Source organism: Aeromonas sp. A600620, from assembly GCF_029479985.1.
In the GTDB taxonomy this organism is placed as follows: domain Bacteria; phylum Pseudomonadota; class Gammaproteobacteria; order Enterobacterales; family Aeromonadaceae; genus Aeromonas; species Aeromonas veronii_A.
The window spans coordinates 1-16,369 of sequence record NZ_JAAKXB010000016.1 but is presented as its reverse complement, the minus strand read 5'-3'; the positions used below and the strand labels follow the sequence as shown (position 1 = coordinate 16,369).

The 16,369-nt window shown below is 58.9% G+C and carries 16 protein-coding genes and 1 tRNA gene; 10 read left to right on the top strand and 7 right to left on the bottom strand.

What is annotated here, in order from left to right; genetic code table 11:
* A complete protein-coding gene (gene lptD, locus G5533_RS17405) occupies positions 1–2,466 on the bottom strand; it encodes an LPS assembly protein LptD (RefSeq protein ID WP_227341998.1) in 2,466 nt (821 codons plus the stop codon).
* Between the two features lie 174 nt (positions 2,467–2,640).
* On the opposite strand from lptD, the gene G5533_RS17400 reads away from it, so the two are divergent.
* Genes G5533_RS17400 through djlA form a run of 3 tightly spaced genes read left to right on the top strand, consistent with a single transcriptional unit; the run spans position 2,641 to position 5,169 of the window.
* Positions 2,641–3,651, top strand: a complete 1,011-nt coding sequence (locus G5533_RS17400) for an aminoglycoside phosphotransferase family protein (protein WP_441255141.1) — start codon at positions 2,641–2,643, stop codon at positions 3,649–3,651.
* On the top strand, positions 3,648–4,316 hold the full coding sequence (gene murU, locus G5533_RS17395; protein ID WP_441255140.1) for an N-acetylmuramate alpha-1-phosphate uridylyltransferase MurU: 669 nt from the start codon (positions 3,648–3,650) through the stop codon (positions 4,314–4,316). Before G5533_RS17400 ends, murU begins: the two co-directional genes overlap by 4 nt.
* 19 nt (positions 4,317–4,335) lie before the next feature.
* Positions 4,336–5,169 (top strand): co-chaperone DjlA, encoded by an 834-nt coding sequence (gene djlA, locus G5533_RS17390; protein ID WP_120414852.1) that lies wholly within the window; start codon positions 4,336–4,338, stop codon positions 5,167–5,169.
* Between the two features lie 81 nt (positions 5,170–5,250).
* On the opposite strand, the gene G5533_RS17385 is transcribed toward djlA, so the two are convergent.
* Positions 5,251–6,702 carry an aminoacyl-histidine dipeptidase gene (locus tag G5533_RS17385; RefSeq protein WP_124930147.1) on the bottom strand — a complete coding sequence of 484 codons (1,452 nt, stop codon included), beginning with the start codon at positions 6,700–6,702 and terminating at the stop codon, positions 5,251–5,253.
* A gap of 947 nt (positions 6,703–7,649) precedes the next feature.
* On the opposite strand from G5533_RS17385, the gene gpt reads away from it, so the two are divergent.
* The 5 genes from gpt (at position 7,650) to G5533_RS17360 (ending at position 12,547) form a co-directional block, all read left to right on the top strand.
* On the top strand, positions 7,650–8,117 hold the full coding sequence (gene gpt / locus G5533_RS17380; protein ID WP_005339007.1) for a xanthine phosphoribosyltransferase: 468 nt from the start codon (positions 7,650–7,652) through the stop codon (positions 8,115–8,117).
* Between the two features lie 172 nt (positions 8,118–8,289).
* Positions 8,290–9,558 (top strand): esterase FrsA, encoded by a 1,269-nt coding sequence (gene frsA, locus G5533_RS17375; RefSeq protein ID WP_216952943.1) that lies wholly within the window; start codon positions 8,290–8,292, stop codon positions 9,556–9,558.
* 59 nt (positions 9,559–9,617) lie between these two features.
* On the top strand, positions 9,618–10,010 hold the full coding sequence (crl, locus tag G5533_RS17370) for a sigma factor-binding protein Crl (protein WP_441255139.1): 393 nt from the start codon (positions 9,618–9,620) through the stop codon (positions 10,008–10,010).
* Between the two features lie 144 nt (positions 10,011–10,154).
* Complete coding sequence (gene proB, locus G5533_RS17365) at positions 10,155–11,258, top strand: glutamate 5-kinase (protein ID WP_005358365.1); 1,104 nt, start codon at positions 10,155–10,157, stop codon at positions 11,256–11,258.
* Positions 11,258–12,547: a glutamate-5-semialdehyde dehydrogenase gene (locus G5533_RS17360; RefSeq protein ID WP_441255164.1), complete on the top strand. Its 1,290-nt coding sequence runs from the start codon at positions 11,258–11,260 to the stop codon at positions 12,545–12,547. Before proB ends, G5533_RS17360 begins: the two co-directional genes overlap by 1 nt.
* Before the next feature lie 86 nt (positions 12,548–12,633).
* Here G5533_RS17360 and G5533_RS17355 read toward each other — a convergent pair whose 3' ends face one another.
* Genes G5533_RS17355 through rsgA form a run of 5 tightly spaced genes read right to left on the bottom strand, consistent with a single transcriptional unit; the run spans position 12,634 to position 15,480 of the window.
* On the bottom strand, positions 12,634–13,023 hold the full coding sequence (locus G5533_RS17355; protein ID WP_441255138.1) for a hypothetical protein: 390 nt from the start codon (positions 13,021–13,023) through the stop codon (positions 12,634–12,636).
* Between the two features lie 2 nt (positions 13,024–13,025).
* Positions 13,026–13,289: a DUF2960 domain-containing protein gene (locus G5533_RS17350; protein ID WP_441255137.1), complete on the bottom strand. Its 264-nt coding sequence runs from the start codon at positions 13,287–13,289 to the stop codon at positions 13,026–13,028.
* Positions 13,279–13,548, bottom strand: a complete 270-nt coding sequence (locus G5533_RS17345; RefSeq protein ID WP_374884553.1) for a VF530 family DNA-binding protein — start codon at positions 13,546–13,548, stop codon at positions 13,279–13,281. The genes G5533_RS17350 and G5533_RS17345 overlap by 11 nt, the downstream gene beginning before the upstream one ends.
* Positions 13,545–14,417: an archaetidylserine decarboxylase gene (asd, locus tag G5533_RS17340; RefSeq protein WP_043822943.1), complete on the bottom strand. Its 873-nt coding sequence runs from the start codon at positions 14,415–14,417 to the stop codon at positions 13,545–13,547. The genes G5533_RS17345 and asd overlap by 4 nt, the downstream gene beginning before the upstream one ends.
* Before the next feature lie 28 nt (positions 14,418–14,445).
* The gene (gene rsgA / locus G5533_RS17335; protein ID WP_041202348.1) at positions 14,446–15,480 is read right to left on the bottom strand and encodes a small ribosomal subunit biogenesis GTPase RsgA; all 1,035 of its coding nucleotides are present in this window, start codon (positions 15,478–15,480) and stop codon (positions 14,446–14,448) included.
* Between the two features lie 91 nt (positions 15,481–15,571).
* Between rsgA and orn the strand changes: the two genes are divergently transcribed.
* Entirely contained in the window at positions 15,572–16,117 is a 546-nt protein-coding gene (gene orn, locus G5533_RS17330) for an oligoribonuclease (RefSeq protein WP_101531078.1), read from the top strand.
* Positions 16,118–16,295: 178 nt separating this feature from the next.
* Positions 16,296–16,368, top strand: a tRNA-Gly gene (locus G5533_RS17325).
* The last annotated feature ends 1 nt before the right edge of the window (position 16,369 follow it).

Sequence of the window (16,369 nt, the reverse complement as noted above, 5' to 3'; positions counted from 1 at the left end):
TCATTGCTGGTCTTTCAGATTAAACGGGCGAACATAGGGCAACAGCTCGGTATCCAGTGTGACACTGCGGCCACCGGTACCCACGCTGCCAAGTCCCTTCATTTCAAACTGCAGACCAATGACTTTTTCCGAAGTGGGCTTCAGAGTGATGTTGTCCGGCTGGTTGTGCCACTCCAGGCTCATGTTGATGCTCCAGCAGCAGGAGTCGTATTTGACACCGATCTTGCGGTCAATGTTCACATCCTGCTTGATATCGCGATAGTAACCGCCATACATCTGCCACTGATCGGCGATCGGCGCCATCATCACCAGACCAGCCTGGCTGAGGTCTTCGGCCAGAGCAGGATTGCTCGGGTAGCGATAATCCCGGTTGCCGTCCTGGATATAGCGGTAGTTGACCTGGGTGGTCAGCTTGCCGGTCCGGTATTCGACTGCACCGTTGCCGGCAGTAAATTCCCCCTCGGAGGTATCGTACTGGGTGCCGGCATGGGCGAACCACTCATCGGTGATCCGGGCATCCCCCTCGAACGAGAGCAGGGAGCGGGCGTTGGTGTTTTCCTGATCGGACGGGTAGAGGCGCACCTTGGGTGGTGTCATCTCGAAGGCCTGGGCTACCGCCAGACGTAACCGCTCGTCCCCCACATTGTCATAGACCCGGCTGGTCAGGCCAACGGTGACCCGGTTGGCATCGCTGATGCGGTCGAGACCGGCGTAGCGGCGATCGCTGAACAGGCTGTAGTAGTCCTGACGGGTGGTGGTGGAGTCGTAAATCCCTATTTCGTCCTGATTCTTGTAAGGGATATAGAGGTACTGGAACTCAGGCTCCAGGGTCTGAGTGCCCTTGCCATCATACCAGTCTACCGGACGATCGAAGTTGACGCCCCCCTTGAGGCGGAAGGACGGCAAGGTGCGGGTAATGGTGCCGTCTTTCAGGGTCAGCTGCTGGCTATCTGCGTCTGTAAATTTACTGCGATCCTGGCTAATCAGGTCTTTGGGGATCTCCTGGTTGTAGGAGGTAAACATCAGTTTGTACTGGCTTATAAGGTAGTAACCCGGCGCATCGACCAGGGGGATGGTCAGGGTGGGAGCCAGATGCAGACGGGTAGCGGTATAACGCTCACCGGCCTGCTGGGCAGTGGCGCTGCCGCTGTCATAGCCAAACTTGGTCAGCTCGCTGTTCCAGGCCAGATCGAACCATTTCCCCTGCTGGAAGTAGTTGTAGTTGATGCGTGGCAGCATCTCGTGGGGCAGCAGCGCGTAGGGACTCAGGATCTGATAGCGACGCACCTCGGAGGTGAGGTTCCAGTTCTGCTGGTAGTAACCGGCGGTAAAGGATTGCTGCAACTGGCTGTCGACCTGGGTGCCCACTTGCGGGCTGAAGTCGTTAAAGTAGTTGTAATCCTTGTCCCGTACCTGGGTGTAGTCGATGCCTAAACGCAGGGAGCCATCCATCAGGGTGGATCCGTGACGAATATTCATCAGGTAACGATGACCATCTGAGAGGTACGGAGTCCCTGTCGACGGGTTGGTAAAGCTCGGGTTGCCAGCATCATACTGCTTGTCATCCCTGAGGCTTTCAAAATAGAGGGTACCGGTATGGGCTGGGTCCGGCATGTAGCGAAACTCTACCTGTTCCATCAGGCCGCGTTTGTCCATAAAGCGGGAGGTGATGGTGGCATCGTAGTTGGGGGCAATGTTCCAGTAGAAGGGCTGGGTGATCTCCATGCCGTTGCCGGAACTCTGTTTGTAACCCGGGTAGAGCAGACCTGTCTTCCGTTCATCCTTGATGGGGAAGTTGATATAGGGGAAGTAGAACACCGGGTAGTCATAGAGCCAGAGGCTGGCGTTCCAGGCTTCGCCGAACACCTCTTTCTGGTCGATGTCGATGCTGCCCGCCTTGAGGGTCCACACTTCCTGACCGGGGGGGCAGGTAGTGTACTGGGCTCCCTCCATGGTGATGTTCTGGTTGTTGTTGGTCATCACCACGCGTTTGGCAAAGCCGCGCACCGGTGAGCCATGCACCTGATACTTGCCCTCCTCCAGCTCGGAGTTTTTGGTATCCAGGTTGGATTTGAGGGTCTTGTCGCTGGTGACGGTCACCTGACCGTCGTTGTAATAGATGTTGCCGATGGCGATGACATCCCGGCTCTTCTGATCGAGCTGTGCATAATCGGAGTCAAACTTGCGAACACCCTGACGAACCTTGACGTCCCCTTCATAGACGGCGGTGCCGCCCTGTTTGGCCTCGAGACGGTCAGCATCAACCTCGACCGGCTGCGCATTGGCATCCTGATCCGATGAAGGCTTTTCTATCTTGGGAACATAGTCATAGCAGAGACTATCAAGAATGCCGGTGGCTGGCGGCGCTTCGAACGGGGCCGCCTGCACCATCATAGGGGTGAGTGCGGGGGCCAGGCTGATAGTCAGGGCGATGGGATAGCGGTACCCCAGTGTCCATTTGGTCATGTGAAAGACTCGTGCAATCCGTGATAGATACGGTTGATCCAAGGCATGCATTTTACGACAGGTTTCATCGAGTTGACATTGCATGTCATTGCTTTATGTTAGCCGGCAATGATAAAGCATTATTGCGGCCAGGGCTAACAGCCAAGTGCTGCTTTCCACCTTGGTCCTCTACTTATGCACGATCGCGATTCCCTGCTATTGCAGTGGGCACGCCGTATTTCCGGTGATGCCAATCTTCAGTTGACCCTCATTTCCGGTGATGCCAGCTTCCGTCGCTACTATCGCGGTGGTGGTCTGGTTTGGGTGGATGCCAATCCGAAAACCGAAAAAAATCATGAGTTTGTTCGTAACGCGGCGGCCTTGCAGGCGCGTCAGCTGTTGGCGCCAGAGGTCAAGGCGGTGGACTACGAACAGGGTCTGCTGGCGGTGAGTGACCTGGGCGATACTCAGCTGATCAGCTGCCTGAACGAACACAACGTACTGGCCTGGTATGGCAAGGCGATTGATTTGCTGCCCCGCCTGGGGGCGGTTGAACTGGCGCTTGAACCCTTCGATGCGGCTTTTATGGCGCGGGAGAACAGCATTTTCCCCGAGTGGCTGCTGGGTCATTATCTGCAACTGACTCTGAGCCATGAAGAGCAGCAACTGCTGGACGAGACCTTTGCCTGCCTCACCGCCTGCAATCTGGCCCAGCCGCAGGGGATGATGCATAGAGATTTCCACAGTCGCAACCTGATGGTGTGTGGCGGGGATACCCCCGAGAGCAGCCGGCTGGCCATCATCGATTTTCAGGACATGGTCATCGGGCCCCTGAGCTATGACCTGGTCTCCCTGCTGAAAGATTGCTACGTGCGCTGGCCGGACGAGGTGATCGATGAAGGGATGCGCCACGGCTTTGCCACCCTGCAACAGGCGGGGCTGCTTGGCGAGCTCGATTATGCCAGTTTCCGTCGTGATGCCGACCTGACCGGCATGCAGCGCCACCTCAAAGCTGCCGGAATCTTTACCCGGCTCTATCATCGCGACGGCAAGTCCGGCTATCTCAAGGATATTCCCCGCACCCTCGGCTACGTAGTGGATGTCTGTCGCACTCACGGTAGCGCCTATCCGGTATTGGCCCGTTTTGGTCAGTGGCTGGAGCAGGTGGTGTTGCCGGGGATCGCCAATGCAGGGGTAAAACCATGAAGGCGATGATCCTGGCCGCTGGCCGTGGCGAGCGGATGCGCCCGCTGACCGACCTGCAGCCCAAGCCACTGTTGGCGGTGGGGGGAAAACCGCTCATCGTTCATCACATCGAAAAACTCAAAGCCGCTGGCGTGACCGAGTTGGTCATCAACCACGCCTGGCTTGGCCACAAGCTGGTTGAGAGCCTGGGTGATGGCCGTGCGCTTGGCGTGACCATCCACTGGTCAGCCGAGGAGAGCGCGCTGGAGACCGCGGGCGGCATAGTGCAGGCGCTGCCGCTGCTGGGCGCAGAACCTTTTCTGGTCATCAACGGCGATACCTGGCTCGATCTCGATTATCACACTCTGGTCAGCCAGCCCCTTGGCGATGATCTGGCCCACCTCTGGCTGGTGCCCAATCCGCCCCAGCACCCGAGCGGGGACTTTGCCCTGCAAGGGGGGCGAGTCATGGATACGCCAGCGTTTACCTTCAGCGGGGTCGGACTATATGATCCGGCGGCCTTTGCCGGTCTCGCGGGCGGCGCCCGCAAGCTGGCGCCCCTGCTCCGTGACTGGATGGCGCAAGGGCGGGTAGGCGGCAGCCTGCTCGCTGGCGAGTGGCGCGATATCGGCACGGTCGATCGACTGCGCGAGCTGGATGACCAGCTCCAGGCCCGCACTCATTAACTTCAAGAGGTCTTGAACCATGCGTATTTGGGGTAAGGTGCTGGGCGCCTTCTTCGGTTTTCTGCTCGGCAATATTATCGGCGCCCTGATTGGCCTCTGGATAGGCCACCGTTTCGACCGTGGCATGGGGCTGCAGGGGGCGTTTCGTCGCGGCCCTAGTCAGGCGCAGCAAGCCGTTTTCTTCCACGCCACCTTCTCGGTGATGGGTCACATCGCCAAGTCGAGCGGTCAGGTGACCGAACAGGAAATCCGGGTTGCCTCCAACCTGATGGATCGGATGCGGCTGGCGGGCGAACAGCGTGCCCGTGCGCAGGAGTCGTTTCGTCTCGGTAAAGAGGCCGATTTTCCGCTGCGTGAGACCCTGGCCGAGTTCCGCCGTGCCAGTCTGGGGCAGCGCGATATTCTGCGCTTCTTCCTCGAAGTGCAGTTGCAGGCGGCCTTTGCCGACGGGCGGGTAGAGGAGGGCGAGCGCGCCATTCTGCACACCATTGCCGACGAACTGGGCTTCAGCCGCATCGAGCTGGCTCGCATTCTGGCAATGGCCGAGGCGCAGATGAACTTCTTCAATCAGGCTCATGGCCAGTATCAGGGGGGCCATTCCGGTGGTCAGCAGTATCGGCAGGCGGCACCCTCTGCGGATCGGCTCAAGAATGCCTACCAGTTGCTGGGAGTGAGCGAGAGCGACAGCGATCAGGATATCAAGCGCGCCTACCGCAAGGAGATGAGCAAACATCACCCGGACAAGCTGGCCGCCAAAGGGTTGCCGCCGGAGATGATGGAGATGGCCAAGGAGAAGACCCAGGAGATCCAGCAAGCCTGGGAGTGGATCCGCGAGGCCCGCGGCATCCGTTAAGCGCCAAAATCTGGCTGTAACAGACAATAAAAAGCCCCGCAGCAGTGCGGGGCTTTGTTTTGTTGTTTTATCCGGGCTGGCTTACTTGGCCGGAATCGCTTCCAGTACGTGCACCAGCAGTTGCCAGAAACGCTCGACCGCCGGGATATGTACCTTCTCGTCAGGGGAGTGGGCACCGCGGATGGTCGGGCCGAAGGAGACCATGTCCCACTCCGGATAGGCGCTCTTGAACAGACCGCACTCGAGACCTGCGTGGATCACCATGACGTTGGGCATGGTGCCAAACAGGGTCTGGTAGCTGTTGCGTACCAGCGCCATGACGGGGGAGTCCACATTCGGCGCCCAACCCGGATAGGCACCGGTGAATTCGCAGCTGGCGCCTGCCAGGGTGAACAGGGAGCGGGTCATCTGCTCGATGCTCTCGCGGCCGGAGTCAATCAGGGAGCGGATCAGGCACTGGACGTACACTTCGCCATCCTGAGTCTTGATGACCCCCAGGTTAGTCGAGGTTTCGGTCACGCCGGGCATGGCATCGCTCATGCGCATCACGCCGTTCGGGCAGGCCATCAGGGCATCCAGCAGGCGCTGCTGCAGGGAGACGCTCATCAGCTTGGCCGGTTTGGCGGCGCTGTTGACCAGCACGGTCAGGTTTGGCTCGGTGGCGGCCAGTTCGGTCTGGTAGATCCCGGTGTAGCGGTCAACCAGCGCTTTGAACTCGTTCACGCTGGCAGCAGGCACCAGCAGGGTGGCACGGGCTTCGCGCGGGATGGCGTTGCGCAGGGTGCCGCCGTGGATCTCGGCCAGACGAACACCCAGCGGCTCGGCTGCTTTGAGCAGACGTACCAGCAGCTTGTTGGCGTTGCCACGGCCGCGATGGATATCGCAACCGGAGTGGCCGCCACGCAGCCCTTTCACGGCCAGTTCGAACGCTTCACCTTCAGCAGCATCAACCAGCTCGAGCGGGAAGCGGATATTGGCATCCACACCGCCAGCGCAGCCCATATAGACCTCGCCATCCTCTTCGGAGTCGGTGTTGAGCAGAATTTCGCCCTCCAGCCAGCCCGCTTCCAGACCGAAGGCGCCGGTCATGCCGGTCTCTTCGTCTGTGGTCAGCAGCACTTCCAGCGGGCCGTGCTTGATGGTCTTGTCAGCCAGCACAGCCAGGCAACCGGCCATACCTATGCCGTTGTCGGCACCCAGGGTGGTGCCGCGGGCCGTGACCCACTCGCCATCGACATAGGCATCGATGGGATCGGTCGCGAAGTCGTGTTTGGTGTCGGCGTTGGCCTGCGGCACCATGTCGATGTGGGCCTGCAGTACCACGGCTTTGCGGTTTTCCATCCCCGGGGTGGCCGGTTTCTTGATGATGATGTTGCCGACCTTGTCCTGCTTGACCGCCAGACCTTCCCCTTGAGCCCATTGGATGATCCAGGCGCTCAGTTTGGCTTCATGTTTGGAAGGGTGGGGGATGGAGCAGATCTGTTCGAAGAAATGCCAAATCAGTTTGGGAGAGAGAGAGCTAAGCTGTGCCACGTCGGGACTCCTTACCAGCACGGAATTAACAGGGCCCCATCAGCGGGCCGGGGAAGAGGATAACGATAATACAGTCAATCACACAAAAATGTGAGCAATCAGCGCAAATCGCAGGCAGCTTGTGCTGGCTGATGGCAACCAGGCAGTACGATCGTCAGGTTCGGACGACGCTGACCGATAGAAAAGAAAATGTGTGACCGGTCTCACAAAAATATTGAATTTAACGCACCGACTGGTAAATTAGCTACCGTGGTTCGCCACCCGTCAGGATGACGATGAAAGCCTCCAGGGAACCGAAGCAAAGCAAGTGCGCCTCCATGGAACCGAGTGTTCGTTCAAGGATTTGAGCCCGCATTAAAGGTACGTAACTTGTTAAGCAATCAGGAGTTTCAATATGCCAGGCAGCAACTCAACCTATTGGTTTGCCCCTTCTTTGTATACCCAGGGTTTCAGCTACCCTAACCCCTTCGTCACTCGTCGCTAAGACGAGCTGCCCAACCAGGCAGAGGCGAGAAAGCAGCAGGTGCGTGAGGTAAATCCTCCCCCTGCTATTTTTTTATCTGCGATTTGCCGCACAGTTCATTTGGACTCGGCAGCAGGGACGGCAGGTTAGTCGTTTGGCGCTCGAGATATGCCGAATGGAGAGGGTGATGCCGATTTTTCCTGTTTTTGGCATACGTTTGCCAGGCATTTTCTCTGCAAACGGTGCTATCATATCGGCCCAACAGCCTGTCCGCGGTTTGGACACATCATCTAACCGATCGCCGGATAAGCCCATCTTGCTTCCATTGTTATCAGATTTGCTGCCGAGGCTTAGCCCTGAGGCAGCCGAAGTGCAATCTGAATTCAGTCGGGCAAGGGCCGCCATTTACTGGCATCCGCAGGGAGAATTGCGGATGTTTTTATTTTAAGTGATTGTTTTTAAATAACTATTCGAGATCGATAACATGCCGAAAAAGTTCTATGTGTCGTGGGACAACCTGCAACGTGAAGCTCGCCGTCTGGCCCGTCGTCAGCTGCCTGTCAGCCAGTGGAAAGGTATCATCGCGGTCAGCCGTGGTGGTCTGGTGCCCGCAGCCCTGATGGCCCGTGAACTTGGCATTCGTAATGTGGAAACCCTCTGCATCTCCAGCTATGACCACGACAGCCAGCGCGAGTTGGTAGTCGTTAAAGCTGCCACCACCGCCGGTGACGGCGAAGGCTGGCTGGTGGTGGAAGATCTGGTAGACACCGGCACTACCGCCAAGGCGATCCGCGAGCTCTACCCGAAAGCCAAGTTCATCGCGATCTTCGCCAAGCCGATGGGCGAAGCGCTGCTGGACGATTTCGAAGTGGCAATCCCGCAGGATACCTGGATTGAACAGCCGTGGGATATGGCGCTGGAGTTCGCCACACCGATCTGCGACGAAAAGTAACGGGATCGGGATGTGACGTTCAGAGCGTCAATTGGCCGCACGCGGCAAGAATGGTTTCACAGGGCTCCTTGATGGAGCCCCTGTTTTTTGTGTATCAATCTGTTGCAGGGTGGCTGATGGGCAGTAAAAGTGGTTAAGATGAGCTATTGCCTGATATGAATGGGACACAATCTTGGACTTGAACGACGACCTCAATCTGACCGAAAAGCTGTTTACCCGGGTCAAGAAGGTGCTGGAAACTTCCGAGATCTCCAACTCCAGCCCGGCGGACATTGCCGAAGCAGAGTCAGACGAGATGTTTATCGACGGCTCCATGTCAAAGAGCTGGTATCGCCTGCTGCGCCGCCCCTCCTGGGCCTGGCAGGGGGCCGACCCGGTCGAGGTTGAGCAGACTCTGGCCCGCATCGCCATGGCGACCGGTGAACGCACCCATGACTGCTATCTCGATACCATCAAGGGCTATGTGCCTGGCAACTGGATCTATGAGTGGAGCCAGGTGGCTGGTAACTACTTCAAGCTTGGGCGCGAACTGCGTGAGCAGGGGGATGCAGCTGGCGCCTTGAAACAGCTGCTCAAGGCGGTGCGCTACTATTCCATCGCCAGCTACCCCCATCTCAAGGATGATGAACTGGCGGATCAGGCCCAGCTGCTTGGCAATATGGCCTATCGCGAGGCGGGCCGGTTGTTCAAGGTGCCGCTCAAAGAGATCCAGGTGCCCTTTCGCGGCAAGCATATTCAGGGTTATCTCCACCTGCCGACCACCGACAAACCGGTGCCTCTGGTGATCATCAGCGGGGGGATCGACTCTCTGCAGCTCGATTTCCTCAACTTCTATCTCAAGCGACTCGAGCCCAACGGCATCGGTATGCTCTCCCTCGACATGCCGGGCATCGGCTATGCCGAGCATTGGCCATTGGTACAGGATACCAGCCGCCTTCATCAGGCTGTGCTGCACTATCTCTCCGAAGTGGCCTGGGTCGATCATCAGCGTATCGCTATGGTCGGTATGCGATTGGCAGGCAATGTGGCGGCACGTCTGGCCTTTATCGAGCCATTCAAGCTCAAAACCGTGGTCTGTGTCGGGGCCGGGGTCAATCAGGTGTTTACCAATCAGGAGTTGTTTGCCAAGTGCCCGCGCATGATGCGGGACAGCCTGGCCAACCGGTTGGGCGCTGATGCGGCTCATTGGGATACCATGCGTACCAAGTGTCAGGTATTTTCACTGAAAACGCAGGGATTACTGGGGACTCGCACCTCTGTGCCGATATTGAGTATTGGACACAAACGAGATTTCATCTGTCCCGAGCAGGATGTACGGGCATTGGCGGCGGCCAGTCGTAACGGCAAGGCCATCGTCTTCGACAAGCAGCCCTTGCTTGAGGTGTATGACAAGGCGCTGGACGAAATCGTCGAGTGGCTGAAACAGCATCTATGTATCTGATGCGCTGAAGGACTGACGCCATCCCGAGGTGGCGCGGCTTGTTTAACAGGGAGGTTAACATGTCTGAAAGAGTGACCTACAAGCGACTGCTGAGACAGTTTGCTGCCATTGGCCCCTATTTGCGTGAGGATCTCTGTGAAGAGGGGCGTTACCGTTTCGACAGTCTTTCCGTTTGTGTCAGTGCCAAACCGGCGCCAGACAAGCGGGAGTTCTGGGGTTGGTGGCTGGTGCTGGAGCAGGAGGAGCATCTGTTCCGCTACCATTACCAGTTCGGATTGTACAATGCCGATGGCGAGTGGCTCGACAAGCCGATCCCCAAGAAGCACCAGGTCGAGGTGGAACGGACCCTCAACCGTTTCTACAAATTGATCAGTGACAAACTGGCCTCGCTCGAGTGTCAGCTAGTGCCTGCCGAACAGGTGACCAACGAGTTGAGTGTAACGGCTGCCTGAGCCTCTGATGCCCTGCGAGAGGTTGTGACGAGCTCGCAGGGAGACTCTTGCCCCATCCTTTCATCACCCTTTATGGAATTGCCTTGCAGGGCCCCATGGCCGTGGGTATAAAGATATTCCTTATTTTTTAGCCTTTATGCTCCCATGGAAAACAGAACCATAGTCGTCAAGTTGGGCACCAGCGTGCTCACAGGGGGGTCTTCCCAGCTCAATCGTGCCCATATGGTCGAGCTGGTCAGACAGTGTGCGGCCTTGCACCGTCACGGCCATCGGGTCGTGGTTGTCACATCAGGAGCTATCGCCGCCGGGCGTGAACATCTGGGTCACCCGCCACTGGCGCCAACCCTTCCCAACAAGCAGATGCTGGCGGCGGTTGGTCAGACCCAGCTTATTCGGGTATGGCAGGATCTGTTCAACCTCTACGGTCTGCATATCGGCCAGATGCTGCTGACCCGCGCCGATCTGGAAGATCGGGAGCGCTACCTCAACGCCCGCGACACCATGCGCACCTTGCTCGATCACCGCATTATTCCGGTCATCAACGAAAACGATGCGGTGGCGACCGCCGAGATCAAGGTAGGTGACAACGACAACCTCTCCGCACGGGCCGCCATTCTGGCGGATGCCGATCTGCTGATCCTGCTAACCGACCAGAAGGGGCTGTTTACTGCCGATCCGCGCACCAATCCCGACGCCCAGCTTATTGAAGAGGTGCAGACCATCGACGATACCCTGCGCTCGCTGGCGGGTGACAGTGTCAGCGGCCTCGGCACCGGTGGCATGGCTACCAAGCTGCAGGCCGCCGATGTGGCGCGTCGTGCCGGCGTCAACGTGGTGATCGCGACCGGCCAGATGCCGGAGGTGATCGGCCGTCTCGCCAAGGGCGAGCGGATTGGCACCCTGTTCCCGGCGCTGGCGTCCCCGCTGGAAGGGCGCAAGAGCTGGATCCTGGCAGGCCCGCCCCCTCACGGCGAAGTACATGTGGATCAGGGGGCTGTCGCCGCCATGAAGGAGAAAGGCTCCAGCCTGCTGCCCAAGGGGATCGTCGCGGTCAAGGGCGATTTCATTCGGGGCGATGTGGTGCGCATTCTTGATCCCAAGGGCGCCGAGCTGGCCCGCGGCATCTGCCGTTACGACCATCTGGAGCTGGAGAAGCTGCGCGGCGTTCACTCGGATCAGATTGAGCAGGTACTGGGCTATGGATATGGTTCAGTAGCCATCCATCGAGACGATATGGTGCTGCTCTAATCAGGGCGGCACGGCATGAACAAAAGGGAACCGAGATGAGTCTGGAGAAAATGGGGCAGGCGGCCCGTGAAGCCGCCTATCAGCTGGCTACCATCAGCACGGCGCAGAAGAACCGGGCGCTGGCCGCCATCGCCGACGAGCTGGAGGCGCGCAGTGAACAGATCCTCGCCGCCAATGCGAAAGATATCGCCGCCGGCCGTGAGGCGGGCTTGTCAGAGGCGATGCTGGATCGCCTGCTACTCAATCCGGCCCGGCTGGCCGGGATTGTGGCGGATGTGCGCAAGGTGATCACGCTGGATGATCCGGTCGGTGCTGAAATGGATAGCCGGGTGCTGGAAAATGGCCTGCGGCTCTCTCGTCGTCGGGTGCCCATCGGGGTTATCGGCGTCATCTACGAGGCGCGCCCCAACGTCACCATCGACATCGCCAGCCTCTGCCTCAAGACCGGCAACGCCAGCATACTGCGTGGCGGGCGTGAGACCTTCCACTCCAATCTGGAGCTGGTGCGGGTGATCCAGCATGCCTTGGCGGCCTCCGGTCTGCCCGAGGCGGCGGTGCAGTACATCGACAACCCGGATCGGGCGCTGGTCGGCGAGTTGCTGCGTCTCGACCGCTATGTGGACATGATCATTCCCCGCGGTGGTGCCGGTTTGCACAAGATGTGCAAGGAGAACAGCTCCATTCCAGTCATCATCGGCGGTTTCGGCATCAGCCACATCTTCGTCGACGAGAGTGCCGATCTGGTGCGCTCTCTGGCGGTTATCGACAACGCCAAGGTGCAGCGCCCCTCTGCCTGCAACGCCCTCGATACCCTGCTGGTACACGAGAAAGTCGCTTCGACTTTCCTGCCGCAGCTGGTCGCTCTGATGAACGAGCGCAAGGTGACGCTGGTGGCCGCGGCCAACGCCATGACGCAGCTGGCGGGTGCCGACAACCTGTGCGAGGCGGGGCCGGAGGATTTCGATACCGAGTGGCTGGGACTGACCCTGGGGGTCAAGCTGGTGGCGGATGTGAACGAAGCGCTGGCCCATATGCGCGAGCATAACGCCGGCCACTCCGATGCCATCCTGACCAACGATCTGGCCAACGCCGAGCGTTTCGTCAACGTGGCCGGTTCGGCGGCGGTCTACGTCAACGCTTCGACCCGTTTCACCGATGGCGGCCAGTTTGGTCTGGGCGCTGAAGTGGCGGTGTCGACCCAGATGCTGCACGCCCGTGGCCCCATGGGGCTGACCGAGCTCACCAGCTACAAGTGGGTGGGGCAGGCCGATTACCTTAGCCGCGCCTGATAACAGTCTGTTTCACATACAAAAATGCCGACCACTTGGGTCGGCATTTTATTTGGCGGATATCGGGAAGATATCAGGCGTTCGGGTTACTCCCCCTGATAGAGCACCTTGTCACCGGATTTGAGCACATAGCCCTTCCAGGGGAAGAGGGTGTAGCCGCTGCCCTGCCACGACCAGTTGCCCTCCGCACCTTGACGGGTCAGCAAGTGCTGCTCGCCGCTTGGTAGATGCAGTTCGGCTTGCGTCTGGTCGGTGTTGAACAGCACGAAGGCGCTGCTGGTCTGGCTGGCATCGGTTGGATTGAGCCGGATACCCTCTTCAAACAGGCGCACACATTTGCCAGTCAGTGCTGACCACTGATAGCCCGCACTGCCGATACAGCCGTGGCTGTCGCGATCGCTGCCAACCAGATGTTGTTCCGGTGTACTGCATGCCGCCAGCAGCAGAGAGGCGGCCATCAGGGTCAAGGTGCGCATGGTTACTCCTGATCCTCTTCGAGATTGTCCCGTTCGATGACGATGTTGGAGAATCCCAACTCTTTGAAGTAGTTCTCCTGATAATCCTTCACGCTCTTCTTGTCACGGCGACAAACCTGAGCCAGTTGGGCCTCCATAGCGTGAAAACTGGTGAGATCCAGCCCTTCGGCAGCCGCGATGGCGTCGTAGATGCTGCGGAACTTGTCGTTCGCGTAGCCGATCTCTTTGGCCTGTTTTTTATAGGTGTAGGTAATCTTAAAGGCCATCTTGCCCTTCCTTCTTCGATTTGGCTTGCTTGCGCTGGGCGTAGAGGTAGAGGCTTTCGACCTTCTCCCGAGCCCAGGGGGTCTTGCGCAAGAACTTCAGGCTGGACTTGATGCTGGGATTATCGGTGAAGCAGCGGATATTGATCTGCTGCCCCAGCTCTTCCCAGCCGTAGTATTCGACCAGCGCGGTGACGATGGCTTCCAGCGTCAGCCCGTGCAGCGGGTTGTTCTTCTGCGAGGCGTTCGGTTGCTCGCTCATGCCTGCTCCGCCAGCTTGGCAAAGGGCTGACCCATGCGGGTGGTGACACCGTTGGCCAAGTGAGGTTCGAAACCGGCCAGCATGCCCGGGCCAAACAGGCAGACCACGGTGCTGCCCAGCTTGAACAGGCCCATCTCGGCACCTTTTTGCAGGGTAATGGCCTCGTCGCCGCTGTAGTCCCAGCGCACCACCTTCTTCTCTTTGGTCGGCGCAATATTGCCGGCCCAGATGGTCTCGATGCTGGCCACGATAGTGGCACCGACCAGCACCAGCGCCATGGGGCCGTGCGGGGTGCGGAAGGTGGCCACCACCCGCTCGTTGCGGGCAAACAGGTTGGGCACGTTCTCGGCGGTGAGCGGGTTGACGGAGAAGAGATCCCCCGGCACGAACACCATGCTCTCCAGCACGCCGTCCAGCGGCATATGGATGCGGTGATAATCCTTGGGCGCCAGATAGATGGTGGCAAAGTCGCCATCCTTGAACGGCGCCACCAGATCCTCATAGCCGCCCAGCAGTTCGCGGGCGCTGTAGTCGTGGCCCTTGGCTTGGATGATGCGACCCTGCTGGATCGGACCGAGCTGGCTGACGGTGCCATCCACCGGCAGCGCCAGGGTCATGGCATCTTCTACCACGGGGCGGATACCGGGCTTGAGCTCGCGGGTGAAGAACTCGTTGAAGCTCTTGTAGTGGGCCGGGCTCTCGTGCAGCGCCTCGCTCATGTCGACCTTGTACTGCTTGATAAAAGCCTCGATCACCCTTGTGGTGATGTTGCCCGCTTCGGCGGCGGCAAACTTGCCGATCAGACGGGAGAGGGCGTGCTTGGGCAGACAGTATTGACCGGCAATTTTCAGGTTGTCAGTAATGCTCATGTTCATCATCAACGTAGGTTTATTAGGGTCACAGGCGCGCCTGTTGGCGACCGTGACGGGCTTCCTGCATGGTTTCCAGGATGCGGTGATAGTTGTGGAAGCGATCGGCACTGATAGCGCCCGCGTCGACCGCGGCGCGCAGGGCACAGCCGGGATCGTCCTTGTGGGTACAGTCGCGGAACTTGCAGCCACCCAGATAGTCGCGAAACTCGACGAAGCACCAGGTGATGCGGTCGGCTTCCAGATGCCAGAGGGCGAACTCGCGGATCCCGGGGGAGTCGATGAGATCGCCACCGCTCGGGAAGTGGTAGAGCCGCGCCGTGGTGGTGGTGTGCTGGCCGAGCCCCGAGTTTTCGGAGATCTCGCCGGTCAGTACATCCAGTCCCGGCATCAGGGCGTTGGTGAGCGACGACTTGCCCACCCCGGACTGGCCGACGAAGATGCTGATCTTGTCGGTCAGTGCGGCTTTCAGCTCATCGAGCCCTTCGCCGCTCTCGCAGCTCACCAGCAGCACTTCGTAATTGAGTTTGCGATAGGTTTCGAGCTGGCTCTCGATGCGCGCTCTGGCGGCATCATCGAGCATGTCGACCTTGTTCAGCACGATGAGGGGGCGGATCTCCACATCCTCGGCGGCCACCAGATAGCGGTCGACGATGTTGGTGGAGAACTCGGGCATCACCGCCGAGACGATGATGATCTGGTCGATGTTGGCGGCGATAGGTTTGACCCCGTCGTAGAAGTCCGGCCGGGTCAGTACCGAGTGGCGCGGATGCACCGCCTCGATGACGCCCGCTGTCGCGGCATTGAGGCCGGGACGCCACACTACCTTGTCGCCACAGACCAGACTGCTGATGCTGCTGCGCCGCAGGTTGCTGCGGTGGATGGTGCCATCGACCGCTTCCACGTCTGCATGCTGACCAAAACGGCTGATCACCACCCCTTCGATGGCGGGGCCAAACAGGGTGTCATCCACCACTGTGGTGTGATCTTTTTGCAGCCGCCGCTCGCGGTTGGCCTGGACGCGCCTTTGTTGACCCAGATTGAGTTTTGCTTTCTTTGCCACTCGATTCGCCAGTTTATGAACAGATCCAAAGCCAGTATGATACATGCAAATTGGCAAAATTCCGCCATTCCTCCCAATAGAGAGAGCAATCATGACAGTCAGCGCGCAGAACCTGGTATGGATCGACATGGAGATGACGGGTCTCGACCCCGAAGAGAACGTGGTACTGGAGATTGCCACCATAGTCACCGACAAGGATCTGAACGTACTGGCCGAAGGGCCGGTCATCGCCATTCATCAGAGTGATGAAGAGCTGGCCAAGATGGACGACTGGAACGTCAACACCCATACCAAGAGCGGTCTGGTGGCCCGGGTCAAGGCGAGCCAGCATGACGAGGCGAAAGCCGTTGCCGAGACCCTCGCGTTCATTCGCCAGTGGGTGCCGGAGCGCACCAGCCCGCTGTGCGGCAACAGCATCGGTCAGGATCGCCGCTTCATGGTCAAGCACATGGCTGATCTGGAAGCCTTCTTCCACTACCGCAACGTCGACGTCAGCACCATCAAGGAGCTGGTACGCCGCTGGCAGCCGGAGTTGCTGGATCAGTTCAAGAAGAGCGGCACCCACCAGGCGCTGGACGACATCCGCGAATCCATCGCCGAGCTGCAGTTCTATCGCAGCCACGTCTTCAAGATCTGATTCCCCGGCAAGGGTTTGTCATGCGCTGGCTGCTAAAATCGACAGTTCGGCCAGCTTTTGAGCGAACGCGCGCAACCAGACAAAAAAGCCCTTGCAATTGGAATGACTGCTCTTATAATTCGGCTCCCGTACAGTAGCGCAAGCAACCAAATGCTGTACGGCCTGTTTTAAGGTAGTTGCGGGAATAGCTCAGTTGGTAGAGCACGACCTTGCCAAGGTCGGGGTCGCGAGTTCGAGTCTCGTTTCCCGCTC

Coding starts and splice junctions, on each gene's coding strand:
- crl (WP_441255139.1), top strand. CDS start 9,618: ATGTCTGAAAGAGTGACCTACAAGCGACTGCTGAGACAGTTTGCTGCC.
- G5533_RS17345 (WP_374884553.1), bottom strand. CDS start 13,548: ATGAGCGAGCAACCGAACGCCTCGCAGAAGAACAACCCGCTGCACGGG.
- G5533_RS17350 (WP_441255137.1), bottom strand. CDS start 13,289: ATGGCCTTTAAGATTACCTACACCTATAAAAAACAGGCCAAAGAGATC.
- G5533_RS17355 (WP_441255138.1), bottom strand. CDS start 13,023: ATGCGCACCTTGACCCTGATGGCCGCCTCTCTGCTGCTGGCGGCATGC.
- asd (WP_043822943.1), bottom strand. CDS start 14,417: ATGAGCATTACTGACAACCTGAAAATTGCCGGTCAATACTGTCTGCCC.
- gpt (WP_005339007.1), top strand. CDS start 7,650: ATGCCGAAAAAGTTCTATGTGTCGTGGGACAACCTGCAACGTGAAGCT.
- lptD (WP_227341998.1), bottom strand. CDS start 2,466: ATGACCAAATGGACACTGGGGTACCGCTATCCCATCGCCCTGACTATC.
- djlA (WP_120414852.1), top strand. CDS start 4,336: ATGCGTATTTGGGGTAAGGTGCTGGGCGCCTTCTTCGGTTTTCTGCTC.
- G5533_RS17400 (WP_441255141.1), top strand. CDS start 2,641: ATGCACGATCGCGATTCCCTGCTATTGCAGTGGGCACGCCGTATTTCC.
- murU (WP_441255140.1), top strand. CDS start 3,648: ATGAAGGCGATGATCCTGGCCGCTGGCCGTGGCGAGCGGATGCGCCCG.
- orn (WP_101531078.1), top strand. CDS start 15,572: ATGACAGTCAGCGCGCAGAACCTGGTATGGATCGACATGGAGATGACG.
- proB (WP_005358365.1), top strand. CDS start 10,155: ATGGAAAACAGAACCATAGTCGTCAAGTTGGGCACCAGCGTGCTCACA.